Origin of the sequence: Desulfohalobium retbaense DSM 5692 (assembly GCF_000024325.1) — a bacterium.
Taxonomy (GTDB): Bacteria; Desulfobacterota; Desulfovibrionia; order Desulfovibrionales; family Desulfohalobiaceae; genus Desulfohalobium; species Desulfohalobium retbaense.
This window is the reverse complement of the sequence record NC_013223.1, coordinates 853,041-877,745: the sequence shown is the minus strand read 5'-3', so window position 1 is coordinate 877,745 and position 24,705 is coordinate 853,041. Positions and strand designations below refer to the sequence as shown.

Genomic DNA, 24,705 nt, shown 5'->3' with positions numbered 1-24,705 from the left:
CTTAACGTAATTTCAAGGTGCTCAAGGCAACCAGGGCAAAAAGGATGGACAGGATCCAGAAACGAACGATGATTTTGGATTCCGGCACCCCCTGCTTCTCAAAATGGTGGTGCAGTGGGGCCATTCGGAATATCCGCTTGCCGCCACTGAATTTAAAATACCCGACCTGCAGGATAACCGAGAGGGTTTCGATGACGAACAACCCTCCGACGAGGACCAGCAGGAGTTCCTGCTTGCTCAGGATGGCCACGAATCCGAGCGCGCCGCCGAGGCTTAGGCTCCCCACATCGCCCATAAAGACTTGCGCCGGATAGGCGTTGTACCAGAGAAACCCGAGACCGGCCCCGACCATGGCCCCGCAGAAAATGGTCACTTCCCCGACACCGGTTACAAAAGGCACCTGGAGATAATCCGCGAGTTCGGCATGCCCGGCCACGTATATAAAAATGGTGAAACACGCTGCAGCCACCACCGTGGGGCCGATGGCCAGCCCATCCAGGCCGTCGGTCAGGTTAACCCCATTCGAGGAGCCGACCATGACCAGAATAGCGAACGGGATGTACAGCCAGCCCAAGTCAGGCCGGAGCCATTTAATAAACGGCAGGGACAATTGGGTGGAGTATCCCGGCAAAGTGATCAGCACCCCGACCACCACAACGGCGATCACCACCTGGCCCAGAAATTTGCTCCGTGCAGAAAGCCCCATATTGCGGCGTTTGATGACCTTGAGATAGTCGTCAGCAAAGCCGATAGCTCCAAACCCGGCGAACAAAAACAAGGCCAACCACACGTAGAGATTGGTCAAATCGGCCCACAACAGGACACTGCCGATCAGGCTCATGGCTATCAGCAGTCCTCCCATGGTCGGGGTGCCGGCCTTTTCGTGGTGAGCCGGGCCGTCCTCCTGAATGAATTGCCGGCATTTGACCTTTTGCAGCCAGGCGATACACCGTGGGCCAATGACGATGCTGATAATAAGGGCCGTTAAAAAGGCATAAATGGAGCGAAACGTGATGTACCGGAACACGTTGAACAAGCCGACATATTCAGCCAACGGGTAGAGCAGGTGGTAGATCACGCGCCAAACTCCTTCTGCAAAACCTGAATATACTGCTCCATGCGGCCCGAACGGGATCCCTTGACCAGGACCAGCGGAGAGCGCTTTGCAAAAGCCCCCCAAGCGTTTTCCAGGTCCTGGGGAGAACGCACCCGCTGAATGCGCAGATCTGGATCGACTTCCCGGGCACCACAGTCTACGGCGTCGGCGTGTTCACCCTGGTAGTAGACAGCAGTTGGGGCCACAGCCCCCACCACCCGTCCGAGTTGGGTATGGGCAGCCTCGGCATCCGGCCCAAGCTCGGCCATCTCCCCGAGCACGAGGACCAACGGCCGCTCTCCAGCCCGTCTTGCTGCGGCGCGAATCGCCCGCTGCATGGAGTGGGGGTTGGCATTGTAGGCATCGTCTATGACGATTCCGCCAGGCAAGGTCAGCAATTGGCCGCGATGTTCGGGAAGTTCCGCGGTCTGCAGTCCGGCCACGATCTCCTCCACCTCCAGGCCGAGGCGGTGTCCGACACAGGCGGCCGCCGCGAGATTCTCAGCCATGTAATCTGCGGCCCAGGGCAGATCGAATTCCGTCCGCACCCCGTCGCAGGACAATTGAAAACGGCCATAGACCTCAGGATCTTGAATCGGCTCACACCAGTACGGGGCCTTCTCGGCCTGAACCGAAAAATAGGTCTTCGGGCACACTGCCGAGGCGGCTCGTTGACTGAGTTCTGGATAGTCGACGCTGAGAACGAGCGTGCCGTTGTGGGTCAGGTGATCGCAAAGGTGGAGCTTTTCCTCGACCACTGTAGGCACATCGACCAATCCCTCGAGGTGCACCGGGGCCACATTGGTGACGACAGCCACATCCGGGGCGATGATGGACGCCAAGGCAGCCATTTCCCCCGGCTCGCTGATCCCGGCCTCCAGGACCCAGAATTCTTCCTCCCCGCTGAAGCTCAGTATATTCAGCGGGACACCGAGGCGGTTGTTCCAGTTTTTGTAGCTCTTTGCGGCTTGCCCGCGGCGCCCCAGCACTCCAGCAATACACTCTTTGGTCGATGTCTTGCCGGCCGAACCGGTGACCGCAACCACTGTTCCCCCGAACGTCCGTCGCCAATAACCGGCCAATTGCCCCAGCGCATGAAGCGTATCTTGGACCAACAGCACTGGAATTCCGGCCGAAAGGTCAAAAAGGGGTTGTTGGGCGATGATCGCTGAAGCCCCTTTGGAGGCGGCCTCATCCACAAAATTATGACCATCGAACCGCTCGCCAGACAAACAGACAAACAAATCGCCCGGCTGCACAGCCCGGCTGTCCGTCTGAATGCGGCACACCGGTGGTGTCTGGGGATCGAAATCCCCGACTGCGCCGGTGGCGTTGGCTATTTCATGCAGGGTCAATTGCATTGGATCTGCTCACAAATGGCCCGGATATCGCTGAACTCCACCCGGACACCACCGATATCTTGATATGTTTCGTGGCCTTTGCCGGTCACCACAAGGATGTCGCCGGGCACCATTTCCTGCAGGGCAAGGGCAATGGCGGCTTTCCGGTCACTCTCCTCGACAACCCGCGGACAATCGGCAAGGCCGGGCCGGACGTCGGCCATGATAGCCTCAGGGTCTTCGTGCCGGGGATTGTCTGAGGTCAAGATCGCCACATCGGCATACCGGGCGACGGCTTGGCCCATGGGAACGCGCTTCGTCCGGTCGCGATCACCGCCACAACCGAAAACCACCAGCAGCCGGTTCCCATCGAGAGCGGTCATGGCCTGCAGAACATTCTCCAGGGCATCCGGGGTATGCGCATAATCCACAAAAATATCGAGCCCCGCGGCGTTCTCCACTCGCTCCAGCCGGCCCGGCACCGGAGGAGCATCGCTTAAGACTGCGGCATCTGCGGGCCCAAAGCCAAGGGCGAGCAAGGTGGCCTGGGCCGCCATAAGATTGGCGCCGTTATGCCGTCCAACCAGCGGCGAAGGCAGCACCCATTGTTGCCCCTGCCAGAGACAGGAGAGCCGGATGCCCTTGCGGTCCATGCCGGCGACTGAGGCCTCCACCAACAACGGGTCCTGCGCCTTTTCGGAGTGGAGCGAATACCCCCAGGCGCCGGGAAAACCGGTTCGCAGGCGCCGGCCATACGGATCGTCGGCATTGATGACCCGCACACCGTTTTCCGTAAGGTGCGAGGGATTGAACAATGTTGATTTGGCCGTAAAATAGCTCTCCATATCCCGGTGGTAGTCGAGATGGTCCTGAGAGACATTGGTCAGCACTGCGGCAGAAAAACGGAGACCGGCCGTGCGCCGCTGCGCCAAGGCGTGAGACGAGACCTCCATACAGACCGTGTCCACGCCATCGGCAGCCATGCGGGACAAGCAGGCGTGCAGATCCCAGCACCCCGGCGTTGTCAAAGCCGCCGGCTCTTCATGCCCCGGCCACCGGTTGGCGATGGTGCCGATCACGCCGACCCGGCGCCCCATCCGCTGCAAGGCGTATTCAAGCAGACCGACCACCGTTGTCTTGCCATTCGTGCCGGTCACGCCGATGAGTTCAAGCCCCAGGCGCGAGGTGCCGAAATGCGCTTCGGCCAAGGCCCCGAGCGCCTCGCGGGGATCGTCATGCACAACGCAGTTTTGTTGCGACAGAGTGGCTGGCAGCGTTCCCGGGGCTGCAACGACCGCCGCCGCCCCCCGCTTTAGGGCCTGGGGGGCGAAATCGCTGCCATGAACCGTGCTGCCGGGCAACGCCACAAAGACATCGCCGGGCTCCACCTGCCGCGAATCTATCCGGGCCCGGTGGCCCGCTGCCACATAGTCCAGCACTGCTGGCCAGGTCGTTAGCAAAGGACGATCTTGAGGCAATCGCGACTCCTGTTCGGTTCGCTCATGAAGCGGGCTTGAGCCACAGCGTCCACCGTTTGGTGTTCGCCTGACGTCCCGCCGCTGGGTATTGTTTGACCACCACTTGGCCCTGCCCTTTGAGAACCGGCATCTGCCCATAGGCATGCGCCAATTCCATGGCCCGGCGCAGTGAGGCTCCGGTCAGATCCGGCATGACACCCTGCTGAACCGGAGGCACGGCTTTTTTGGCCACATGCCGTTTCGGACGAATGGTGGTGGATTTGTGGGAAACGGTCTCGGTCGAGGTGTTCGTCTTGAATTGCAAAGCGAAGTGGGGGGCGGCGGCCATTTTCTGAGCCACTTCCCGGACCACTGGCGCTGCAACCACCCCGCCGTAATGGTTGCGCCGGGGCTCGTCGACAAGGGTAACGATCATGTATTCAGGGGAAATGGCCGGGAAAAAGCCGACAAAGGCCGCCACGTAAGTGTTACCGTACCCGCCTTGAGGCGAGGCCTTTTGCGAGGTGCCGGTTTTGCCGCCCACGGTCAAGCCGGACACACGAGCCCGAGTGCCGGTGCCGTTTGACTCCACAACCTGTCGCATCATTTCTTGAACGGTGCGGGCCGTGGACCGGGAAAACACCTGTCTGGAAGCAGTGCTGGAAGTTTCCGGTGAATGAACCAGACGAAGCGGGATGCGCACGCCGTCATTAGCCAGACAGAGATAGGCCTGGGCCAGTTGGAGCATGGTCACCCCGATGCCTTGCCCGAAAGAACTCGTCGCCAACCGGACTTGGCGCCATTTTCCGGGCTCGGGCAGGATGCCGCTGCCCTCTCCCGGCAAGGGCAGGCCGGTAGGCTCGCCGAAACCGAGTCGGCGCAGGTAGCGATAATAGCGAGCGACGCCCAAGTCCAGCCCAATCTTTGCAGCACCTATATTACTTGAATATTTTACTATTTCACTAACGGTCAGTTCTTTGTACGCGTGCGTGTCCTTGAAGGTGTGCCCCCACCGCCGCCAGCGCCCGTTTTCACAGGAAAATGTATCCGCAGGGGCGCAGACCCCCTCTTCCAGCGCGGCGGCCACGAGAAGGGGTTTGATTGTTGATCCCGGCTCAAAAACATCTAACGCGGGACGGTTCCGCCAAACAGCGGCCCGGCTGCCTTGGAATTCGTTCGGATTAAAAAAAGGATATTGGGCCCAGGCCAAAATCTCGCCGGTGGGAACATGAATTGCGAGACTCGTGCCATAGCGCCCCTCGTACTTCTTGACCACCTTGGACAGGGACTCTTCGACCACCCCCTGCAGCCAGGTATCAAGGGTAAGACGGACATCCTGTCCCTTGGCAAGGGCTGGATCGAGGCCTTGGCCGTCAAGGAGCCGTCCGGTCGCGTCGCGCTGCATGCGAATTTTCAGCGACCGTCCTTTGAGGCGGTCCTCAAAGGTTTTTTCCACACCTTCCAGGCCGTTGTTATCAACACCAGTAAACCCGAGCATCTGGCCGGCCAGATGCCCTTGTGGATAATACCGGTCCTGTTCTTCGGTCAGAAAAATTCCGGGCAATTGAGCCTCCGCAACGGCCTTGGCCATGGGGTCACCGATTTTTCGTGCCAGCCAGACGAATGAAGAGGTGGAGCGCAGAGACCGTTCAAGTTTCGCGGTGTCGACCCGCAAGATCGGCGCCAGGTGAGCGGCAACCTCCTTGGGCTTGGCGATCTTCTGCGGGCGGGCAAAAACGGACTGCGCGGCAACGCTTTGCGCCAAAAGGCGCCCTTCCCGGTCAACGATCTCCCCGCGGAGACCGCGCACTGTTTGTTCCGTCCAGTATTGGTCTCGTGCCTGGGCAGCCAGAGCTGGCCCCTTGTAGATCTGCACCCAAAAGGCTCGCGCCCAAAGCGCTCCCAGGGCCAGGAAGAACACGATCCCTACGAGAACGATCCGGACCTTGGTCCAATCTCTTTGCTTTCTGCGCTGCGCCATGACTGGCTCCCTCCGCTGCGGCTGGCCTTATTGGGCGAGGCGGCGGACGGTCCCTTGCTCAGCCGGTTGCAGGCCGTGTTCCTGGGCCAATGTCTGCAACCGCGCCGGAGCGAGAAGATGATTGTACTCCACTTCGAGTTTAGCGTTGAGATCCTGATTTTCCTGCAAGGAATTCTGCAATCGCTTCAAGTCGTAGGAAACGTCCACCAATTCAATATTGACCCAGACCAACGCCAAGCACAGGCCAAGGGCGCTTACCATTCCGGCCAGGCATCCGAGAACCCAGTATTGTCTAATCATGAGGGTACTCCGGTTCAATCCGCTCTGCGACGCGGAGTTTGGCGCTTCTGCTGCGTGAATTCGCCTCCATTTCCTCAGCCGACGGCAAAAGAGGTTTCTTGGTCAACACCTGAAGCCTGGGGCGATACCCGCAGACACAAATGGGTTGTTCCTTGGGACACCGGCACCCCCGGGCCTCGCGCCGCAAACGGTGCTTAACGATTCTGTCCTCTAGCGAATGAAAGGAAATCACGGCCAGCCGCCCTCCGACGCACAATCGGTCAGGAATGGCCTCCAAAAATGCTTCAAGTTCCTCCAGTTCCTTGTTGACGGCAATCCGCAAGGCCTGAAACGTTTTTGTCGCCGGATGGTTCCGGGACTGGGCTCTTCGTTTGGCCGGATAGGCCTGTTCCACCACGTGGGCTAACTGCAAAGTGGTTTCCAAGGGGGTTTTTTCACGGGTCATGACAATCCGTTTGGCAATCCGGCCGGCCATGGGCTCTTCGCCGTAGTCGCGGATGATCCGCCGCAACGTCTCCTGGGAAGCCTTGTTCAACAGTGACTTTGCCGGCGGCACTCCCATGCCCGAGTCCATGCGCATATCCAAAGGACCGTCATGCAAAAAACTGAATCCCCGTTCGGGGCTATCCAATTGCAGGGATGAAACTCCGAGATCGATCAGGGCGCCATCCACTGTCTCCCACCCGAGTTGATCCAATGCGCTGACAAAGCGGCTGAACGAAATCTGGGCCATGTGCACCCGGTCTCCAAACCGGTCCAAGCGGGCTTCGGCCGCATCCAAGGCTGCGCCATCTCGGTCCAGACCGAGAACTTCGCTATCCGGAGCATGTTCTAAAATGGCCTCGGCATGACCGCCGAGCCCCAGGGTCCCGTCAAGATACCGTCCGCCGGGGCGTGGCTTGAGGGCCTGAAGAACCTCGGCCAGCAGCACCGACTGGTGCAGGGGGCGAGTTTCGATCCCAGAGGGAGTGGAGTTGTCGTGATCGCTCACAACCGCATCCCCATTCCGTTTGCGGCCAACTCATCCATCACGCTGTCAAAATCCTCCTCGACTTCCTGGCGTTGGGCTTCAAAAAGGGCCTGACTCCAGATCTCGAATTTCCGCCCCACCCCGGCCAAAACCACTTCGCGGTCGAGGGAGGCATATTGACGCAGATACGGGGGGACCAGGATCCGGCCCTGCTTGTCTAATTGGACATCCATGGCCCCGCCGATAAAAAACCTTTGGAACGCTCGGATCTTTTTGCTCGAATTATTGGCCTCGTAAAAGCTGCGCTCGATGGCCTCCCACTCGGGAACGGTGTAGCCCACCACGCAACCGTCAAAGTTGGTCAGCATCAGGCGGCCGTCATCGTCTCCGGCAACAATGTGGTCGCGGAATTCCGGGGGCAGCATGAGCCGTCCCTTACTGTCCATATTTCGATAGCTGTGTCCTCGAAACATAGCCGCCCCCAACACTGTTTACCACTTCTAACCACCTTTACCCACCTCCTTCCTTCACAACAGGACAGGGAAAAGTCAAGCGCTCATGCAAAAAATATTGCTTCTGATACATATTTTTTTCCCGCCATTGGCCTGCTCGCTTGAAACGGTATTCCGTTGTGCCGCGCTGTCGCTACCAATCCAAACGAAGATACATAACCAACCAGCTGAAATATTGAAATTCAGGGCCTGAACACCGAAAATGCTTCCAGGCACACATGACGAAAAAAGGAGGGCCGCCAGAGCGACCCTCCTTGCTATGCAAACGACACCTCGCGTCTCGAGCTGTCAACGACCTTGAACGATTTCCCATCTGGGTCCGGTGAATCCACTACAGGGGCGGTGCCTTCTGCGCCACGCCCGGCAATGCGTACCGCACTCCGCTTTTTTCAGGTGGTAAACACACCTTCAGCCCCGGCCCCCAATAGCTTCCGCTCCGCCGTCCGCCAGGGGAAAAAGTGGGAGGGGCGTTCATTTCAATTTCCTGAAGCGGTGTCAATCGAAATCCGCCAGCAGGGCTCCGATATGGAGTTCGCCCAGGGAAACCTGGCTGTATTGACTGCGCAAACGCCACAACGCCTGTTGTAATTGGTCGGTGTTGATACCGTTGCGGGTGGAGGTATAGGCCTCGATAAACGCGGCCAGATGGTCGCAGACCTTCACCACCCGGCCGTCCTTGGGGTCGAGTTCGTCACGATCCCACTGGCTGGCGAAATTGTCCCACTCCACCCTGCGCACCACCCCGTTTTCGCGCACCGTATCCGCGAACTCCGAACCGGCCTCCAACCCCAGATAATAGGACAAGGTTTGGGCAACATCGCTGTGCCCGCCACTTTGAAGCGGAGACAGGACCCGCCGAGTCAATTCCTGCTCTTCGTACTCCTTGATCATCTCCCCGATCGGCTGCACCGACCGTTTGACCGGGGAAATGATGTCCCGGGTCAGCAATTCGGGCAAATCGTGAAACAAACCGGAAAAGAACGTATTCATCCGCCGCCGTTGTCCTGTCTCCAACACGAGATTCATGCAAAACGCATAACTGGCCACGATAAACATGTGCCCGAGGACCGATGTTTCAGGGATGCGCGGAATCTGCGACCACCGTTTTTGAAAACGCAATTGCCCACAGAGGTGGGCCAACCGCCCCAGCGCGGAGTGGGGACCGGCCGTAATCTCCGAGACCCCGTGGAGATGGGATTTGGCTTCCAGTTTCTCCGCGAAATTGGCTTCGATGGCCTCGAGTTCGTCGTCCCATGGATTGACCCCCTTGATGAGTTGGAACTCCCAGGAACTGGCCCACATATGGGCAGCCTCGAGGATGTCCTCGGCCAGGGTGTGTTCGGAAGGCAAAAGAAAATACGCTTCCAGGCGTTCCCAAAATGCCCCGCCCAGGGGCCGAACCCGGGGATGGAGTTGGGACAGGACCCACTTGGTCAATTGCTCGTAGTGTTCCGGGTTGGCTTTGATCTGGTAAAAGACCGGGGGTTTGATATCGGTGATCACCAAGCGGTAAAAATACTCAAAGAGCCCCCCTTCGATAATTCCATTGCCCACCTCAGTTCGCTGGGCCTCAGACATGGAGCGGGTGTTGCAGAGAAAAAGCAGCCAGGCCACGATCATTTTGTGGGCCTGCTTGTCGACCTCCCACAATTCCATGGGCCGGAGCTTGTCGTTCCAGCGTTTCATATAGGATCCGGAAAAAACAAGCTGCAATAGCCCCTTGCGAATACTGGTCATGGAAGTGCTCCTGCTCCGCCCGCCCTGAACCCAGGAAGGGGGGTGATAAAAAGGTCAAATGCGAGACCTATCCGAGCCTCAACCGTGCTCGGTCCCGTGCACGGTTCGCCGAGAAAGCCCCCTCGTGCGCGTGGTACGCTGGGGCGACACATCGTTGACGAGAAGTCTGCGCCTGGGCGATCTTTACCTTGCAATCAAGGGCCAAGACAACCTTGACAACAGCGCGTTTATAGTATTTATTCACCTGCTGCCTCGGTACATTTCTGTCGGGTCCTTCCCCCGGCAGCACATGAGCGCATAACCATGCGAAGGATTTCGGATTGTTAAGGAGTAGGACCATGAAGACCTGCAAGACATATAGCCCCAAGCCCGCTGAAGTGGAGCGCCAATGGCATGTGGTGGATGCCGAAGGCGAGATCCTCGGGCGGCTGGCGACCGTGATTGCCCGCAAACTGCGGGGCAAGGACAAGCCAGAATTTGCTCCCCATGTGGACACCGGTGATTTCGTCGTTGTCGTCAATGCCGAAAAGATTCGGGTAACCGGCACCAAGATGAATGACAAGATGTACTACCGCCACTCCGGGTATCCCGGGGGGCTGAAAGAAGCCAGCCTGCGGGAAATGCTGGACACAAAGCCGGAAAAGGTCATTTACGAAGCGGTCAAGGGCATGCTGCCCAAGAACCGCTTGGGCCGGGCCATGCTCAAGAAACTCAAAGTGTACGCCGGCCCCGAGCACCCGCATAAGGCCCAGGAACCTGCGACGCTGGAAATCTAAGCTGAGCTTTTTGGGGAGACATCTATGAGCCAAGATTTTTATTATGGAACCGGGCGCCGCAAAAATGCCATCGCTCGGACACGTTTGTACGAAGGATCGGGCAAAATTGAAATCAATGGCCGCCCGGAAGAAGATTACTTTCCGCGGGAAACCCTGCAGATGGTTTTGCGCCAGCCCTTGCGGCTGACCAACAGCCTGGACAAGTTCGATATCAAGATCACTGTTGAAGGCGGTGGGCTTTCCGGACAGGCTCAGGCCGTCCGCCACGGTATCAGCCGGGCGCTGATCGACTTTGATCCTGATCTGCGTCCCGCTTTGAAAAAAGCCGGAATGCTGACCCGTGACGCTCGGGCCAAGGAACGGAAAAAGTACGGCCGCCGCGGCGCCCGTGCCAGCTTCCAGTACTCCAAGCGTTAAAACGGTCTGTATCGTATGCCGCAAAGGCAGGGCTGTCACTGCGGCAGTCCTGCCTTTTTTATTGCCCGGCGGGCAGTTTGCCGGGAAAGGAAGCCCCATGGCCAAAAAACGGATCCAACCCAGCCTCCTTGTCGCTGACAACGAGGGACAGATTTACGACCACCCGGAATTGCTGATGCTCGTTCGCCGGGGGCATGAATTGACCTTGCCCCGCCCAGACGAACTCATCGAACTCCCGGCCAGCAGTGATATCTTTCTTCTGCCGGAACGAAATGCCCTGGGGCTGAACCAGGAAACCGCCGAAATCGAGGCCATGGACGAACAGCCCGTGGCCGCATTTGCCTGCCCTGGGTACACCCTCTCGGCTCATACCGCCTACCAGACCGGGGACAACGCCCCCGTTTTGCCGCTTTTCGCCTACGGCGCCGTCGGCTACGCCCAGGGTCGGTTCTGGATTTGCGCCAAGCGGGTGGACACCGACCAGCGGCAGCAATTCGAACGCATTCCCCAAAAACGGATCGACGATGGCGCTCACCGCCTGCTCAAACGCTACCCGGAAAACCGTCTTCTGCGCCATTTGAGCAAATGCGCCCTGACCTATTGCTGTCCGGCGGCCAAGAATCTTGCCCTCGGTCGATTTGAAGCCCCGATCCCCACGGCGCAGGCCTGCAACGCCCGGTGTGTCGGGTGCATCTCCCACCAGGAAGACGAGACCGGCTTTCCGGCCACGCAACAACGAATCGCCTTTCGCCCCACGGTCCGCGAGATCACAGAGTTGATGCACGAACACGCCCGCCGGGAAAAACGCCCCATTTTTTCCTTCGGCCAGGGCTGCGAAGGGGAACCCCTGACCGAAGCCAACCGGATCACCGAGGCCATTGATGCCTACCGCCGCGCCGGCGGCCGGGGAACCATCAACATCAACACCAACGCCAGTCTGCCCGGAACCATTCCCGCCCTGGCTGAAGCGGGCCTGGATTCCATCCGGGTCAGCCTCAACTCCATGCGCGAGCCGATCTACACCCAGTACTACCGGCCTCAGGGATACAGCTTTTCCGACGTCCTGGAGACGATTCGCACGGCCAAGGACCATTCTCTGTTCGTATCGCTAAATTACCTGTTTTTCCCCGGCATCGGCGATAGCGAAGCGGAATTTGCAGCCTTAGCCGAACAGATCAACGCGTTGCAGATCGATTTCATCCAGATGCGCAATCTCAATCTCGACCCGGAGTACTACCTCGCCCTATTTGAGGAACCGCTCTCCCCGGTCATGGGGCTGCCCCATTTCCTGAAACGGCTGAAAAAGGCCTGCCCCCATCTTGGCATCGGCTATTTCAATCCCTTTCTCGAATCGCGGGACACAGCGTAAACCGAAACTCTTGCCCCCACCGAAAACCTGGCATCAAAAAAGCCGGCCCCCTGAAAAAGGAGACCGGCGTATAGGCATGCACCGCTCGGACGGCGCGCAATGTCAGGAGCAGGTTTGCTGGGCGAAGGTCACATCCACCAACGGGGCTTTGTCCCGCATGGAGCGGATATCGCCGATGACCCAGGCCTGTTCGCCCAGTCCGTGGACCCTGGAGAGCACATCGTCGGCGCTCTCCCGCGGCACCACCAGAACCATCCCGATACCACAATTAAAAATGTTCAACATCTCCGGCCAACTGAGTTCTCCCGCCTTTTTGAGCCACTGGAAGACTGGCGGGATGTCCCAGGTCCCGAAATCGAATTGGGCTCGGACGCCTCGGGGCAAAATGCGATCGACATTGTCGTAGAAGCCACCACCAGTGACGTGGACCATGCCTTTGATCTTGAGATCACGAAGCAGGGTGCGCACGGTCCGGGCATAGATTTTCGTAGGTTCGAGGAAGACTTCTGCGGCCGGCGTCGAGGTCCCGGGCAAGGGGGCGGAAAGGTCCAGCCCGGTATCTTTGATCAATTTGCGCACCAGGGAATAGCCATTGGAATGCAGCCCGGATGAGGCCAGCCCGATCAATTTGTCGCCGACCGCAATCCCCGATCCGTCGACGATTTTGGCATTGTCCACCAAGCCGACGCAAAAACCAGAAAGATCATATTCACCCTGGGCATAGAAGTCGGGCATCTCAGCGGTTTCACCGCCCAAAAGAGCGCACCCCGCCTGCTTGCACCCCTCCGCTATGCCGGAAACCACCTGTTCCGCCACATCGGGCCGCAACTGGGAAGTGGCGAAATAATCGAGGAAAAAAAGCGGCTTGGCCCCTTGAACCAGGATGTCATTGACGCTCATGGCCACCAGGTCGATGCCAATGGTGTCGTGCTTGTCCGCCAGGAAGGCCATCTTCAATTTGGTTCCCACCCCGTCCGTGGACGCCACCAAAACCGGGGCCTCCATGTCCGCGGTGTTCAGTTTGAACAAGCCACCAAACCCCCCGATCTCAGAAATGACCCCTTTGGTATAGGTCTGGGCCACAAGCCCCTTGATCCGGTCGACAAATGTATTGGCCGCCTGGATATCCACTCCGGCCTCGGTGTAGGCCTGACTCCGATCTGCCATTGGCGATTTCTCCCTATCGATTTCGTGGACGGAAAGCATACGTTTTTTAGGGGCCAAAGACAAGTCCGCCCCGCTCTGCGGCCCTCAATTGACACCTCCACTGCGGGTTTTTAATCTTGGCTGAAATAGTTCGCGTCAAGCGGGTCCCGAGTGCTTCACGACTTTCGCGGCAGGCTCGTCCGGCCAGGAGTTGACTGTTGAAAAATTCCGTACAACGCTGGTCTGTTCAAAAACCCCAAGGGCAAGGGCCCCAAAAAGCGCAAGATCGCAGGGTACGTATTCGCACGGACAAATTTGAACGTATTGCGGCTTTGTTGCCATTGGGAGATGTTCAACGGCCTGGTAGCGGCTTTTCCCAAAGCCGGAGCCAAACAGGGAACACGAGTTCCCTCTTTACCATGATCCGGAAATCAGCCTATAGGGAACAGGTGGAGGAAAAAAGGAGTGGGCCCATCGGAAAAAATCTTGCCGGGACACTGAAGACGACCATCTTCCAAGACTGATACGCTGCAGCAGGACAGAAAAAGGAGTCTTCCATGCACAAGGCCAGGATCTGGAAACCGCTGACGGACAAGAGGGTCCAATGCCGGCTGTGCAGCCATTTCTGCCGAATTGAGCCCAATGAGCGCGGCCATTGCGGTGTCCGCTGCAATAGTGACGGCGCCCTGTACACGCTGGTCTACGACAGGATAGCGGCACTGAATATCGATCCCGTGGAAAAAAAACCGCTCTTCCACTTCTGGCCGGGGTCAAGCACTTTGTCCTTGGGCACCATGGGCTGCAACCTCTCCTGCGCCTTTTGCCAAAACTATTCCCTGTCGCAGCCTCCACGCCAGGGGCAACCGATCTACGGCCGTCCGACCTCCCCCCAGGAACTGGTCCAGGAAGCCCTGGCCCAGGAGGTTACGAGTCTGGCCTATACCTATTCCGAGCCGACGATTTTTTTTGAACTCGTGGAAGATACCGCCCGTTTGGCAAAAGAATACGGTTTGAAAAACATCATTGTCAGCAACGGATTCATGAGCAGGGAATGCCTGGAAAACTGGGATGGACTCATCGATGCCGCGAACATCGATCTGAAGTCGTTCCGGGAGGACTTCTACACCCGACTCTGCGGCGCCAAGCTCAAGCCGGTCCTGCATGCGCTGCGAACCGTCGCTGAACTCGGTTGGCATCTGGAAGTCACCACTTTGATCATCCCCGGGGAAAACGACAGCGACAGCGAACTCAGCGAATTGGCCGGCTTTATCGCCGAGGAACTCGGCCCCCACGTCCCTTGGCATATTTCCCGGTTCCATCCGGCATTTCAAATGGACCACACGCCGCCCACTCCTTTGCAGACCCTGCAGCGAGCTTATGAACTCGGTACGCAGGCGGGACTGGACTACATTTATATTGGCAATATGCCCGGTCACGAATCTGAATCGACCTATTGCCCGCAATGCAAGGCCCTGGTCGTCAAACGGCGCGGATTCGCCTTGCAAAAACAGGCCCTGCAAAACGGCCGCTGCGCCAAATGTGGCCACCCGATCCCCATCGTCGGCCTGGGCCAGAACGCAAAATAGGGTCTTGCCTTTTTCACTGTTTCCATGTAGAGATCGTCGTCTTCCGGGAAGTGGCGCAGTCTGGTAGCGCACCTGGTTTGGGACCAGGGAGTCGCTGGTTCGAATCCAGTCTTCCCGACCAGATATTTCAAAGGGTCACAGCTTCGTGCTGTGACCCTTTTGTTTTTGGCTCTTCGTCACAGGGCATGGAATTTCAGACGCAAAAGTTTGCCGTCTCTTCTGTGTGCTTCGAGCGAAAGGCCCGCACATTTTCTTGGTCCCGCCAAAAGGGGGAAAACCGGACCGCGAACTGAATGCTCCCAGGCGGATTCCGATGCAACAAGGGCCATCTTCGACACCTGGAGTTCTGTTCCACTTGAGAGTCCGGAGGGGGCAAGGATCCCCCTTTGGCGGGATTGAGAAAATACCGGGCCGAAAGTGGGCACACAGAAGAGACGGCAAACTCCAAAAATCCACAGGATTCGTCAAAGAACCTTGTTTTTGAGCCTGATGCCCATACATGCAAATGGCGCGCAAGTAGAGCAATGCAAACGTGGCCTAAAGCGCGCCCTGAGCGCCCCGGAAGCCGTTTGTCTCCCCCACCGCTTCTGATGAGTACGAGGCAGTTCCTCGCGCGGATTCGCACCAGCTTTTCCAGGCCGATGCGCAATCATCCGCGCTGCCCCTTGGCGGCTGCCATTGTTTGGCGCACCGAGGCGATTGTCGCCGCAATATCCTCTGCCTGGGTGATCTCGGTCACCAATGCCACACAACGCGCCCCGTGGCGCACGACTTCTGCCACATTGTGTTCCTTGATTCCCCCGATGGCCACAAAGGGAAGATCGATATGCGCCGCGACCCAATCGAGATATGCAAGCCCCACCGGCGCACAAACATCCTTTTTGGTTTGGGTCGCGAAGAGCGGACCGACTCCGATATAATCCGCTCCGTCGGCCACAGCAGCCAGGGCCTGGTCCGGTCCATGGGTAGAAACCCCGATGGCCATGTCCGGCCCGACGAGATCCCGGACAACCGGGACCGGCAGATCCTCTTGCCCGATATGCACTCCGTCAGCCCCGACCGCCCGAGCCAGGGCGACATCGTCGTTGACCACGAAAGCGGCTCCAGCGTCTCGGGTCATCTTCCGTAACTGCTGACATTCCCTGTACTGCGCAGCAGCCTTTTTGCTTTTCTCCCGGTACTGCACCAGACGGATGCCGGCCGCAAGCATCTGCTCTACGACTTCCACAGTCTCCCGCCCCCTGGAGAGATCAGAAGCGGTCAAACAATACAGATCGGTTGCTAATAGACGCTGTCGCATAACAAAGTCCTTTTGAAACTGTTTCCAATCTGGCAGTCCCCGCACGCTGCAGCGACTACCGCAATGAGACCAGGCCGGATATCCCGCAACCCTGCGCCCGGTGCGACACACCGCTATACCGCTCTCTCCGCGGAGCCCTGCTCAATGCTGGGCCCACCGGTCTGAAAGCCGCCCAGAAAATGACTCAGAACCACGTCGGCCTGTAATGCCGCGGCTGCCCCGACACCGGGGGCCAAAGGGGGAGTGCGCTCTCCGACACCAGAAAGCTGATCCCCGGCCAGGCAACACTGCCTTCCCAGCCACCGGACAGTCTGCGCCTGGGCCCGGCCGTATCCCGCTATCCCGCAAGACCCGACATAAAGACGCTGCGTGGTCGCGCAGGTGGTCAACAGCCAAGCTTTGGCTGCAGGGTCATCCAGACATTCCACCACGCAATGACACCCCTGAAAGACCTCCCTTGCGGTGTCCGGAACCAGGGGCTCGGTCACAGTGCGAATTTCCAGCTCCGGGTCCAGCCGGAGCAGAGTGTGGGCCACCGCCTCCACTTTTGGCCGCCCGATATGTTCGGGGAAAAAAAACTGCCGGTTCAAATTCGATATTTCAACGCAATCATGATCCACGAGGACGAAGCGTCGGAATCCGCTGCGGGCCAGATGCACGGCACAATTCGATCCCAAACCGCCACAGCCGGCGATCCCGATCCGGAACTGTTCCAGGAACCGGCCCGCTTCTTGTCCTATATGGGCGGCCACAGCGTCGTGGAGTACACTCACGTCCCGGTCTCCAGAAGCGGCTCCCAATCCTTGAACACCGGCTGGAAATGCCGAGCACGCAAAGCATTGGACAGGGTTGCCACATCGCGAGTGTCGGCGATGTCGAACTGTCCCTCGGTCTCAGGGCCGTCCGTGTGCCCGCCGACCGCAGTCACTGATCCTGCCGACAATTTCGTCACCCCCAGTTCCAGGACATTGTCCCGCAGGGCAGCGCTCTCCCGGGTGGAAAGGGTAAGGCCCGCATAGGGCAGAAAAAGCCTGTGGGCCAGCATGATCTGGACCAGTTCCCGATCCGAAACCGGATGGGCCGGCTCATACCCGCCGCAATGCGGCCGCATCCGGGGCAGGGAAACGGCCAATTCCACCCCGGGATACCGGTGTTGCAAAAAAGCGGCGTGCAAACCGGTCGCAAAGGAGTCGTGCCGCCAAGCCCCCAATCCCAAAAGCGCTCCAAGGCTCACGGATCGCATACCGGCCTGACACGCCCGCTCCGGGGCCCCGAGGCGGAAATCAAAATCCCGTTTCGGTCCGGCCGGATGGAGCGCTGCATACAGCTCCCGGTCATAGGTTTCCTGATACAAGGTCAATCCATCCGCCCCCGCCCGGACCAAACGGGCATATTCCGTGCGCCCCATGGGAAAAACTTCAAGGGCAACCGAAGAAAACCACCGGGTCAACTGACGCAGGCACCGCTCCAGATACTCGACTCCGGCGAGTTGCGGGGCCTCACCGGTGAGAAGAAGCAAATGGCCCAGACCAGTGGCGGCGATGGCTTCGGCTTCGGCTTCCACTTCCCGGTCCTCGAGCTTGCGCCGGGCAATGGGTTGAGCGGCGTTGAAGCCGCAGTAAACACATTGGTTCTGGCAATAATTCGAGAGATACAATGGGGTGAACAGGACAATGGCACGGCCGAAGTTCCGTCGGGTTTCGGCCTGGGCTCGGCGGGCCATGGCCTCCAGATGGTCCTGGGCCGCGGGCGACAGCAGGGTCAAATACTCCTCAGCTCTGAGGCGAATTGTCTGCAGGGCTCGCCGGACATCTGCAGAACTTCGGGTACGGCAAAACGCCTCTACTCGATCCGCGGGCCATTGTTCCAGGATATCGGCAAATTCCATGATGCTTTCCTCGTTTTTTTCTCAACGCCCCAGCGTGAACAGCCTCTTCAAGCCACGCATCACCGGCTCTGGCACCAGACAAACCACGAATGCAGAGCAGAGGGGCTGCTCCCTGGTCGTGCTCCTTGCCCGGCAGGGCTTATCCATCGAGAAACCCGGTCAGCGGCGAAGAGGCCTGGGCCTGCGCAGACGATACACCGCGGCCAGCCAGCCAGGCATCGCGGCCGGCTTGGACACCGGCGGCAAACGCTGCGGCCATCCGCAAAGGATCTGCAGCCGAGGCGATGCCGGTATTGACCAGACAGGCGTCGGCCCCAAGCTCCATCGCCTCACAGGCATGGGACGGCAATCCCAAACCGGCGTCCACGATGACCGGGACATCGATCTCATCGACGAGGATGCGGACCATTTCCCTGGTCTTGAGCCCCCGATTGGAGCCAATGGGGGCTCCGAGGGGCATGACCGCCGCTGCTCCGGCATTGACCAAGCTCCGGGCCACATAGAGATCCGGATTGATATACGGCAGGACCGTAAATCCCTCTTTGACCAATTGTTCAGTGGCCTTGGCTGTTGCGTATCCGTCGGGCAGGAGATACCGCGAGTCATCGATGACTTCGATTTTGATCCAGTCTCCGCATCCGGCAGCCCGGGCCAAGCGGGCGATCCGCACCGCTTCCTGTGCCGTGCGCGCGCCCGAGGTATTAGGCAAAAGGCGCATTCCCTCGGGGATATGCTGCATGACATTGTCGTGCTGGGCCGCAAAGTCGACCCGGCGCAGGGCCACGGTGATAACCTGTGCTCCGCTGACGCGGACCACGTCGGGGATCAGGCTATCGTTGCCGTACTTCCCGGTTCCAATAAACAATCGCGACGAAAGCGCCGTCCCGCCGATACTCAACGGCGCTCCTTCCATTTCCTCTACCATCATCCACCTCCGACAAATTGGACGATTTCGACTCGGTCCCCGGCGCTCAACCAGATTTCTGGCCACTTCTCCCGAGGTACAATCGCCCCGTTATACTCGACGACGACCCGGTCGAAATCGAGTTTGAGCGTCTGCAGATACGCGGCGAGATCCATGGGCTCACAGACACGTACCAGTTCTCCATTGACCTGAATCTCCATAACTGACGTCCTTGTTTTCCACCGGCATGCGGCGCTCTGTTTCTTTCCTGAATCCGGGACATGCTGAGGAACAACCCCCGAGCCTGGCAGTCTTATTCAGGCTCGGCGCCACCAGAGGGTCCCGCCCGGGCAGGCACAAAAAAACCCTCCGCAAAGGAGGGTTCCAAACCAGGCACGGTGTTTCGGCTTGGCTGCTTCCCTCCGGCGGTTCAAACCGCGTCAGGTTCCAAGGGTCGGACCGCAGTCCCTCTCAGCCCCGAAGGGCTCCCCCAGCATTGTGTGTCGGGATCTGTGCGGCTTCTCTGGCCGTCAACCGGCCAAATCCGTCGCCTGCTCCCCTCTATCTGGATCGCCAACTGGCGAGCGCATAAAAAAAGCCCGCTTTCCCAGGAAAGCGGGCGGATACGCACTGGTCGTTGGCAGTGGGCCACGCTTCCCTGCGGCGGTATGACCCGCATCAGGTTCCAAGGGTCGGGCTCCTGGCCCCTCTCAGCCCCGAGGGCTCCCCTAGCACGAGAGAAGGTATAATGAATCTCAAGACGCCTGTAAAGGTGATCTGTCTTGCATGGTCAACACAGTTTGCGCTATATCCCTCGGGGCATGATCCTCCGGCGGCAACGGCCTTCCTTCCCTGCCGCCGGACAGATCGTCTGAAAATGCACAGAACCAAAGGATTGCATATGCCGACCCGACACCGCCGCGCCGCTCTGCGCAGCGTCCTTTCTGATCAGGGCCTCGACGCCTTGATCGTCTCCCATGCCGCCAACCGGTACTATCTGAGCCATTTTGAACTCCACGACCCGCAGTGTAACGAAAGCGCGGGCTGGATCGTGGTTACCGCCCAGGGCCGGGACTGGTTGCTGACCGATCCCAGGTATACCGAGGCCGCCAAACAGGTCTGGCCCGCTGAGGACCTCTTCGTCTATACCGGAAAACGCAACACCTCCGTCAGTGGCATGCTACGCGATTTGGGGCTGGAGACCATCGGCTTCGAGGCCCGTAGCCTGGACGTGGAAACTTTTCAGGAACTCAGCCGCGACCTCAACCTCCGGCCAACCACCAACTTGGTCGAAAATCTCCGTTTGAGCAAAGACACCCAGGAAATTGAATGCCTGCGGCAATCCTGCAAACTCAATCACTTTGTTTTCGAATCTGTGGAGGCAATCCTCCAACCCGGGCGAACCGAGGCCTGGCTGTCCTGGCAGATCGAAAAACTCTTCCGGGAAAACGGCGCCACCGAGTTGGCCTTTGCCACCATTGCCGCAGTGGGGCCAAACGCGGCCCTGCCCCATGCCATCCCCGGTGAGACTCCCATTACGGAACAATGCCCGGTGCTGATCGATACCGGCGGACGCAAAATGCAGTATTGTTCAGATCAGACCCGCACATTTTGGGTCGGTCAGACTCCCTCGCAACAATTCCTGCAGACCCGCGAACGGGTCCAGGAGGCCCAGCGCAAGGCCATCGAGGCCATTGCCCCGGGAATGCCGGTCAAAGACCTGTATACAGTGGCCAAGGAAACCTTCCGCGCCCACGGCCAGGAGGACTATTTCACCCACGCCCTGGGACACGGCATCGGTCTGGAAACCCATGAAGCCCCGAGTCTGAGTCCCTACAGCGAACACCTTCTGCAACCCGGCATGGTCATCACCATTGAACCCGGACTGTATTACCGGGAATGGGGCGGCGTACGCTGGGAACACATGGTTCTGGTGACGGACAATGGCGCCGAAGTCCTCTGAGACCTGGTCCCAACGGATTTTTGTCCACGTCCCACGACGGGAAATCGCCTATGTGCGGTTCATCCTTGAAGCACACGACAATCTGGCGTATCTTTCAGTCGCCGACAAATACGAGGCTGTCCTGCGCATCGTTTTTCCCGCCAGTGTCCGGGAAACGGTCACCACCGTTCTTGCAGGGCTTGAACGAGAGGGTGTGCTCACCCGTTTGCCGCTGTGACCCAATGGGGCGACGACGTTTACAAACAAGCGTTCCCTTGTGCCGCAAACCTTTCCAAACCAAGGTGATACCATGCGTTGCATCCTGCCAAGACTGATGTCCCACCTTGTTGTACCTGTGGTTGTCCTGGCCTTTGTCGCACTCTTGTCCGGCATGGGCAGCAGTTCGACCAAGATCGTCCGTCAAGTTCCTGAGCCCGATCGTTCCTTTACTGTAGTGATTCGAGACGTCGCCGCCCGGAGCTATGAAGTCGATCATTTTTCCATCCAAGGCGTGACCTATCTGCCGGCGCAATTGGGCAAGGCCAAGCTGGGCATCGATTTCAATCGCATCGCCCGGGTGGACATGCTGGACCAAGGAGAGGCATTTTCCGCGCGGATCCGTTTTCAGGACGGCACCCGTCAGGAAGTCCAGCTTGAGCCGGATATTACCTTCACCGGTCAAAGCAAATGGGGTCCAATCGAACTGAGCATTGGAGACATCTACAGTTTCGAATTCCAGACCGAGTAGGATGGTGGCGTTGTGCGTTTACTCACCGTTGCGGCAGGGGAGCATCTGCTCCAGGAAAACTCGCAGGTGGATCGTGTCTATTGTCTCGTGCACGGGACAGTGAGCCTGTGGAAAGGCGCGCAACGCCTTTTGCAGTTGGCCGCTCCACAAGTTTTGGGGATGGAGGGCTACTTCGCCGAATACCGTCGTTCCCCCTATGCCGCGGTTGCCGACACCGATCTGCGCGTCGCGGCCTATTCCCCCAGCGAAATCCAAGGGGAACTCCTGGAATCCGAAAGTATGGGAAACATGGCTCTACAAAGTCTCAGCGGTCAATTGCGGCATTGGTGGCAACGACTGGATCAGCCCGCCGAGCAGTGCCCCGTATACTATCCGGCTGATCTGCAGACTTATGCGCCCGGGCAGACAGTCATCCGGGAAGGCGAATCGAGTCGGGATATTTACCGCGTCGTTTCCACTGACGCCGGCCTCGAGGTCACCCAGAACGGAATTCGGCTCAACCTCTTGAACCAGCCTGGCGATTTTTTCGGAGAAATGGCTGCGTTGCTGCACCAGCCTCGCAACGCGACCGTCCGTTCCATCGGCCATTCCGTTCTCGAAGTCTACCCGCCAGGGGCCCTCAACGACGCCATTGCCGGCCATCCGGACCTCGCCCTGCGCATGATCACATCTCTCGCCCAACGGCTTGCCGACTCCAATCTCCAACTCAGCAGTTGCGACGGCACAGGCCACATCTTCCTCTGATCCCTCCCGCAACCCATTTTTCGGAGTGCGAGCCACGCGCTCTTCGGGCCTACAAAGCAGATCCCAGGGGGGCGAGTCCGAAAAACCGCACCGCGTTGCGGCCCATGGCTTCCCAAAGCTCCTCCACAGGCATTTCGCGCAGACGGGCAACGGCCTGGGCGGTGAAAACACTCAAGGCCGGCTCATTGGGTTTGCCGCGATACGGTTCCGGGGCGAGGAACGGGGCGTCCGTCTCCAGCACCAGCCGATCCAGGGGCAGGTTTCGCACCGCTTCTTGCAGCGGAAAATTCTTCCGGTAACTCACTGTGCCCGGGATGGAGAGCGTCCATCCATAGCCGACCAGCCTGCGTCCGAATTCCAGGTCGCGCCCAAAGCAATGCCAGAGCACCGGTCTGTCGGCAAACCCCATGTCCAGCAAGATGGCCAACGTCTCTTCGTCCGCATCGCGAGAGTGGATCACCGGCGGGACATCCAGTTGCCGCACGGCCTCAAGCTGGGCGCGCAACGCTGCCTTTTGCACCTCAGGAGGGCTGTACGTGTAGTAGTAATCAAGACCGATCTCGCCCCAGGCTTTGAGCCGGTCATCCTTGCCCATGGCTCGGCTCAAGTCCGCAATGCCATCCGCTGTAAAGGTCTGAGCATCATGGGGGTGGATTCCGGCCAGGAAAAAGACCTCAGGAAAATCACGAAACTGCTCACGTTTGCTTGCATAGGCCTCGGGGCCCAGAAAAACTTGCCCCACGCGGCCAACTCCCGCCGAATGACTGCGTTGTAGCACCTCTGGCAGCATCTCGGCCATCGGGCCCATATCCAGATGGGCGTGGGTGTCCACTCCGAGGCACGGCAAACCGAGCGAGGCCGGTTCCGGACGGACCCGTTTTTTCTTTCCCACGATGACTCCCCCTTTTTAACGAAGTGGTCTGTGTTGGTCTCCACGCCGACGGCACTCTCCCGCCCCGCGCAGTACGTCAAAAAAAAGGCCGGCTGAGCCGGCCTTTCTCGCATTGCACCACCAATTATGCGCTTTGGATCTCGATCTTTTTCGGTTCCGACTTTTGCACCTTCGGCAGATGGATATCCAAGACGCCGTTATTGAGGTTGGCTTGGATACCGTTTTGATCGATGACATCGGACAAGGTGAAACTCCGGACATATTCAGCCGTAGCAAACTCCTGATCCAGATTGCGCTCCTGGGATGCGAGGAGTGACTCCGATTTCCCTGATACCCGCAGGGTATTGTCATTGAGATCAATGGTCAGCTGTTCTTTACTGACCCCCGGCATGTCGACCAGAAGATGGAATCCATCCTCTTTTTCAATAATATCTGTCGCCGGACGATACCGGGGCAATTCTTTTTCCTGAACGTTTGTATCACTCATGGGACACCCCCTGAATATTGTATTGTATCGGATTCAGATGAAGCGACTACCCCACATCGATACTTATCTTCTTTGGCTTGATCTCTTCTGATTTCGGCAAGCGAATTTCAAGAATTCCATTGCGCATTGTCGCGCTGATATTATCTCTTTGGACAGGAACATTTAAATTGACAAGGCGCTGAAAAACGCCTGCGGCGCGCTCTTGGCGAAAATATTTCCCCTCCTCCTGAACTCGTTCACCTTTAATGATCAAGCTGTTGTCAGTCAAAGTCAGATCAACATCTTCAACATGCAGCCCCGGCATTTCAGCTCGAACATAGACATTTTCACTGTCTTCACTGATATTCAGCGGAGGGAAGGCTTGACGCCGCTGGGGAAACGAAGATGGTTGCCAGAAATTATCGAACAATTGCTCCATACTACGAGGCAGATCGTAAAAAGAACTAAAATCGATTACCATAGCGCTCACCTCCTGGGTTCACGTTTCCATCACTCTAAAATAAACAGCTCCGAAAACGTGTCAACCTGCAGAGAAGAAAGATTCTCTCGCGCCCCACCAGCACTCGGGCCGCATCGAGAATCACGGCAACGCCGTGCTGACAGCCGTCTGACAATCCTGCAAACCAGCAAGGCTGACGGAAAATGCCAACTCCTGCATCCTTGCCCACTCCCGTTCCACGGATTTGGCTGGCATTGTGACACCGGGACTGGTCTCGTTGCCATTTTCCGGACCCAGGGAGAGATTCCTCCGGTCCCAAAATGAGGCTTGCACGTCGTGACGCCATTTTTAGGAGTGGAAAACAGGCTGCCAAGACGTTCTGCCATATGGCAATCAGGGGTGCTTGCGCCGCTTGCCAGCCTCCCAGTCGGATAAGGAAACGGCTTCATCGATGAGCATGACCGGGATTCCGTCCTCTACCGGGTAGACCACGGCACAGGAGTGGCATATTAATCCGTCTTCTGCGCCGGTCGGTTCCAACTCGCCCTTGCATTGCGGGCAGGCCAGCAAATCCAGCAATTCCTTATTGATGCTCATCATCGCTCTCCGCTTGTTCTGCTCTGGTTACGGGTTGCCTGTGTCAGGCTGATTTTCTATGCTTTCTTCTTGGCAAT

At 58.4% G+C, this 24,705-nt stretch carries 26 protein-coding genes, 1 tRNA gene and 2 riboswitches; of the genes, 9 read left to right on the top strand and 18 right to left on the bottom strand.

What is annotated here, in order from left to right:
• Position 1 precedes the first annotated feature (1 nt).
• The 8 genes from mraY to DRET_RS03690 all read right to left on the bottom strand — a co-directional run bounded on the left by mraY (position 2) and on the right by DRET_RS03690 (position 9,393).
• Entirely contained in the window at positions 2-1,078 is a 1,077-nt protein-coding gene (mraY, locus tag DRET_RS03725; protein ID WP_015751193.1) for a phospho-N-acetylmuramoyl-pentapeptide-transferase, read from the bottom strand.
• Positions 1,075-2,457, bottom strand: a complete 1,383-nt coding sequence (locus DRET_RS03720) for a UDP-N-acetylmuramoyl-tripeptide--D-alanyl-D-alanine ligase (RefSeq protein ID WP_015751192.1) — start codon at positions 2,455-2,457, stop codon at positions 1,075-1,077. The genes mraY and DRET_RS03720 overlap by 4 nt, the downstream gene beginning before the upstream one ends.
• Positions 2,448-3,914, bottom strand: a complete 1,467-nt coding sequence (locus DRET_RS03715; RefSeq protein WP_015751191.1) for a UDP-N-acetylmuramoyl-L-alanyl-D-glutamate--2,6-diaminopimelate ligase — start codon at positions 3,912-3,914, stop codon at positions 2,448-2,450. Before DRET_RS03715 ends, DRET_RS03720 begins: the two co-directional genes overlap by 10 nt.
• A 22-nt stretch (positions 3,915-3,936) precedes the next feature.
• The gene (locus DRET_RS03710; protein WP_015751190.1) at positions 3,937-5,874 is read right to left on the bottom strand and encodes a penicillin-binding transpeptidase domain-containing protein; all 1,938 of its coding nucleotides are present in this window, start codon (positions 5,872-5,874) and stop codon (positions 3,937-3,939) included.
• A 27-nt stretch (positions 5,875-5,901) separates the two neighbouring features.
• Positions 5,902-6,174, bottom strand: a complete 273-nt coding sequence (locus DRET_RS03705; protein ID WP_015751189.1) for a hypothetical protein — start codon at positions 6,172-6,174, stop codon at positions 5,902-5,904.
• Positions 6,167-7,165: a 16S rRNA (cytosine(1402)-N(4))-methyltransferase RsmH gene (rsmH, locus tag DRET_RS03700; protein ID WP_015751188.1), complete on the bottom strand. Its 999-nt coding sequence runs from the start codon at positions 7,163-7,165 to the stop codon at positions 6,167-6,169. Before rsmH ends, DRET_RS03705 begins: the two co-directional genes overlap by 8 nt.
• Positions 7,162-7,617 carry a division/cell wall cluster transcriptional repressor MraZ gene (mraZ, locus tag DRET_RS03695; protein WP_015751187.1) on the bottom strand — a complete coding sequence of 152 codons (456 nt, stop codon included), beginning with the start codon at positions 7,615-7,617 and terminating at the stop codon, positions 7,162-7,164. The genes rsmH and mraZ overlap by 4 nt, the downstream gene beginning before the upstream one ends.
• 534 nt (positions 7,618-8,151) lie before the next feature.
• Positions 8,152-9,393: an HD domain-containing protein gene (locus tag DRET_RS03690; RefSeq protein WP_015751186.1), complete on the bottom strand. Its 1,242-nt coding sequence runs from the start codon at positions 9,391-9,393 to the stop codon at positions 8,152-8,154.
• 338 nt (positions 9,394-9,731) lie between these two features.
• Between DRET_RS03690 and rplM the strand changes: the two genes are divergently transcribed.
• The 3 genes from rplM (at position 9,732) to DRET_RS03675 (ending at position 11,955) form a co-directional block, all read left to right on the top strand.
• Positions 9,732-10,169: a 50S ribosomal protein L13 gene (rplM, locus tag DRET_RS03685; RefSeq protein WP_015751185.1), complete on the top strand. Its 438-nt coding sequence runs from the start codon at positions 9,732-9,734 to the stop codon at positions 10,167-10,169.
• A gap of 24 nt (positions 10,170-10,193) precedes the next feature.
• Entirely contained in the window at positions 10,194-10,586 is a 393-nt protein-coding gene (gene rpsI, locus DRET_RS03680) for a 30S ribosomal protein S9 (RefSeq protein ID WP_015751184.1), read from the top strand.
• Positions 10,587-10,683: 97 nt separating this feature from the next.
• The gene (locus tag DRET_RS03675; protein WP_015751183.1) at positions 10,684-11,955 is read left to right on the top strand and encodes a radical SAM family protein; all 1,272 of its coding nucleotides are present in this window, start codon (positions 10,684-10,686) and stop codon (positions 11,953-11,955) included.
• Positions 11,956-12,057: 102 nt separating this feature from the next.
• On the opposite strand, the gene purM is transcribed toward DRET_RS03675, so the two are convergent.
• A complete protein-coding gene (gene purM, locus DRET_RS03670) occupies positions 12,058-13,122 on the bottom strand; it encodes a phosphoribosylformylglycinamidine cyclo-ligase (protein WP_015751182.1) in 1,065 nt (354 codons plus the stop codon).
• A gap of 536 nt (positions 13,123-13,658) precedes the next feature.
• On the opposite strand from purM, the gene amrS reads away from it, so the two are divergent.
• The gene (gene amrS, locus DRET_RS03660; protein WP_015751181.1) at positions 13,659-14,687 is read left to right on the top strand and encodes an AmmeMemoRadiSam system radical SAM enzyme; all 1,029 of its coding nucleotides are present in this window, start codon (positions 13,659-13,661) and stop codon (positions 14,685-14,687) included.
• 44 nt (positions 14,688-14,731) lie between these two features.
• Positions 14,732-14,808: transfer RNA gene (locus DRET_RS03655), tRNA-Pro, on the top strand.
• Between the two features lie 528 nt (positions 14,809-15,336).
• On the opposite strand, the gene thiE is transcribed toward DRET_RS03655, so the two are convergent.
• The 5 genes from thiE to thiS all read right to left on the bottom strand — a co-directional run bounded on the left by thiE (position 15,337) and on the right by thiS (position 19,000).
• Positions 15,337-15,987, bottom strand: coding sequence for a thiamine phosphate synthase (thiE, locus tag DRET_RS03650; RefSeq protein ID WP_015751180.1), 651 nt, complete (start codon positions 15,985-15,987; stop codon positions 15,337-15,339).
• Positions 15,988-16,100: 113 nt separating this feature from the next.
• Complete coding sequence (gene thiF, locus DRET_RS03645) at positions 16,101-16,760, bottom strand: sulfur carrier protein ThiS adenylyltransferase ThiF (RefSeq protein WP_015751179.1); 660 nt, start codon at positions 16,758-16,760, stop codon at positions 16,101-16,103.
• Complete coding sequence (gene thiH / locus DRET_RS03640) at positions 16,757-17,875, bottom strand: 2-iminoacetate synthase ThiH (protein ID WP_015751178.1); 1,119 nt, start codon at positions 17,873-17,875, stop codon at positions 16,757-16,759. The genes thiF and thiH overlap by 4 nt, the downstream gene beginning before the upstream one ends.
• Positions 17,876-18,014: 139 nt before the next feature.
• Positions 18,015-18,800, bottom strand: coding sequence for a thiazole synthase (locus tag DRET_RS03635; protein WP_015751177.1), 786 nt, complete (start codon positions 18,798-18,800; stop codon positions 18,015-18,017).
• Positions 18,800-19,000, bottom strand: a complete 201-nt coding sequence (gene thiS, locus DRET_RS03630) for a sulfur carrier protein ThiS (protein WP_015751176.1) — start codon at positions 18,998-19,000, stop codon at positions 18,800-18,802. Before thiS ends, DRET_RS03635 begins: the two co-directional genes overlap by 1 nt.
• Before the next feature lie 179 nt (positions 19,001-19,179).
• Positions 19,180-19,281, bottom strand: a riboswitch (TPP riboswitch).
• A gap of 136 nt (positions 19,282-19,417) precedes the next feature.
• Positions 19,418-19,519, bottom strand: a riboswitch (TPP riboswitch).
• 161 nt (positions 19,520-19,680) lie between these two features.
• Here thiS and DRET_RS03625 point away from each other — a divergent pair.
• The 4 genes from DRET_RS03625 to DRET_RS03610 all read left to right on the top strand — a co-directional run bounded on the left by DRET_RS03625 (position 19,681) and on the right by DRET_RS03610 (position 22,213).
• Complete coding sequence (locus DRET_RS03625; protein WP_015751175.1) at positions 19,681-20,742, top strand: M24 family metallopeptidase; 1,062 nt, start codon at positions 19,681-19,683, stop codon at positions 20,740-20,742.
• Positions 20,723-20,959 carry a DUF4911 domain-containing protein gene (locus DRET_RS03620; protein ID WP_015751174.1) on the top strand — a complete coding sequence of 79 codons (237 nt, stop codon included), beginning with the start codon at positions 20,723-20,725 and terminating at the stop codon, positions 20,957-20,959. The genes DRET_RS03625 and DRET_RS03620 overlap by 20 nt, the downstream gene beginning before the upstream one ends.
• 72 nt (positions 20,960-21,031) lie before the next feature.
• Positions 21,032-21,469 (top strand): hypothetical protein, encoded by a 438-nt coding sequence (locus DRET_RS03615; protein WP_015751173.1) that lies wholly within the window; start codon positions 21,032-21,034, stop codon positions 21,467-21,469.
• Between the two features lie 12 nt (positions 21,470-21,481).
• On the top strand, positions 21,482-22,213 hold the full coding sequence (locus DRET_RS03610; RefSeq protein WP_015751172.1) for a cyclic nucleotide-binding domain-containing protein: 732 nt from the start codon (positions 21,482-21,484) through the stop codon (positions 22,211-22,213).
• Positions 22,214-22,262: 49 nt separating this feature from the next.
• On the opposite strand, the gene DRET_RS03605 is transcribed toward DRET_RS03610, so the two are convergent.
• From DRET_RS03605 to DRET_RS03585, 4 genes are all read right to left on the bottom strand, one after another.
• On the bottom strand, positions 22,263-23,105 hold the full coding sequence (locus tag DRET_RS03605; protein ID WP_015751171.1) for a TatD family hydrolase: 843 nt from the start codon (positions 23,103-23,105) through the stop codon (positions 22,263-22,265).
• A gap of 124 nt (positions 23,106-23,229) precedes the next feature.
• A complete protein-coding gene (locus DRET_RS03600) occupies positions 23,230-23,592 on the bottom strand; it encodes an Hsp20/alpha crystallin family protein (RefSeq protein WP_015751170.1) in 363 nt (120 codons plus the stop codon).
• A 46-nt stretch (positions 23,593-23,638) separates the two neighbouring features.
• Entirely contained in the window at positions 23,639-24,052 is a 414-nt protein-coding gene (locus DRET_RS03595; RefSeq protein ID WP_015751169.1) for an Hsp20/alpha crystallin family protein, read from the bottom strand.
• Between the two features lie 372 nt (positions 24,053-24,424).
• Complete coding sequence (locus DRET_RS03585) at positions 24,425-24,628, bottom strand: Trm112 family protein (protein WP_015751168.1); 204 nt, start codon at positions 24,626-24,628, stop codon at positions 24,425-24,427.
• Positions 24,629-24,705 lie beyond the last annotated feature (77 nt).

What these genes read in the sequence shown, in the direction of transcription:
- rpsI (WP_015751184.1), top strand. Translation starts at nt 10,194, where the DNA reads ATGAGCCAAGATTTTTATTATGGAACCGGGCGCCGCAAAAATGCCATC.
- DRET_RS03585 (WP_015751168.1), bottom strand. Translation starts at nt 24,628, where the DNA reads ATGAGCATCAATAAGGAATTGCTGGATTTGCTGGCCTGCCCGCAATGC.
- thiH (WP_015751178.1), bottom strand. Translation starts at nt 17,875, where the DNA reads ATGGAATTTGCCGATATCCTGGAACAATGGCCCGCGGATCGAGTAGAG.
- DRET_RS03675 (WP_015751183.1), top strand. Translation starts at nt 10,684, where the DNA reads ATGGCCAAAAAACGGATCCAACCCAGCCTCCTTGTCGCTGACAACGAG.
- DRET_RS03600 (WP_015751170.1), bottom strand. Translation starts at nt 23,592, where the DNA reads ATGAGTGATACAAACGTTCAGGAAAAAGAATTGCCCCGGTATCGTCCG.
- DRET_RS03595 (WP_015751169.1), bottom strand. Translation starts at nt 24,052, where the DNA reads ATGGTAATCGATTTTAGTTCTTTTTACGATCTGCCTCGTAGTATGGAG.
- DRET_RS03620 (WP_015751174.1), top strand. Translation starts at nt 20,723, where the DNA reads ATGGCGCCGAAGTCCTCTGAGACCTGGTCCCAACGGATTTTTGTCCAC.
- mraZ (WP_015751187.1), bottom strand. Translation starts at nt 7,617, where the DNA reads ATGTTTCGAGGACACAGCTATCGAAATATGGACAGTAAGGGACGGCTC.
- DRET_RS03705 (WP_015751189.1), bottom strand. Translation starts at nt 6,174, where the DNA reads ATGATTAGACAATACTGGGTTCTCGGATGCCTGGCCGGAATGGTAAGC.
- DRET_RS03690 (WP_015751186.1), bottom strand. Translation starts at nt 9,393, where the DNA reads ATGACCAGTATTCGCAAGGGGCTATTGCAGCTTGTTTTTTCCGGATCC.
- thiE (WP_015751180.1), bottom strand. Translation starts at nt 15,987, where the DNA reads ATGCGACAGCGTCTATTAGCAACCGATCTGTATTGTTTGACCGCTTCT.
- DRET_RS03625 (WP_015751175.1), top strand. Translation starts at nt 19,681, where the DNA reads ATGCCGACCCGACACCGCCGCGCCGCTCTGCGCAGCGTCCTTTCTGAT.
- DRET_RS03710 (WP_015751190.1), bottom strand. Translation starts at nt 5,874, where the DNA reads ATGGCGCAGCGCAGAAAGCAAAGAGATTGGACCAAGGTCCGGATCGTT.
- DRET_RS03635 (WP_015751177.1), bottom strand. Translation starts at nt 18,800, where the DNA reads ATGGTAGAGGAAATGGAAGGAGCGCCGTTGAGTATCGGCGGGACGGCG.
- purM (WP_015751182.1), bottom strand. Translation starts at nt 13,122, where the DNA reads ATGGCAGATCGGAGTCAGGCCTACACCGAGGCCGGAGTGGATATCCAG.
- DRET_RS03615 (WP_015751173.1), top strand. Translation starts at nt 21,032, where the DNA reads ATGCGTTGCATCCTGCCAAGACTGATGTCCCACCTTGTTGTACCTGTG.
- DRET_RS03720 (WP_015751192.1), bottom strand. Translation starts at nt 2,457, where the DNA reads ATGCAATTGACCCTGCATGAAATAGCCAACGCCACCGGCGCAGTCGGG.
- amrS (WP_015751181.1), top strand. Translation starts at nt 13,659, where the DNA reads ATGCACAAGGCCAGGATCTGGAAACCGCTGACGGACAAGAGGGTCCAA.
- rplM (WP_015751185.1), top strand. Translation starts at nt 9,732, where the DNA reads ATGAAGACCTGCAAGACATATAGCCCCAAGCCCGCTGAAGTGGAGCGC.
- thiS (WP_015751176.1), bottom strand. Translation starts at nt 19,000, where the DNA reads ATGGAGATTCAGGTCAATGGAGAACTGGTACGTGTCTGTGAGCCCATG.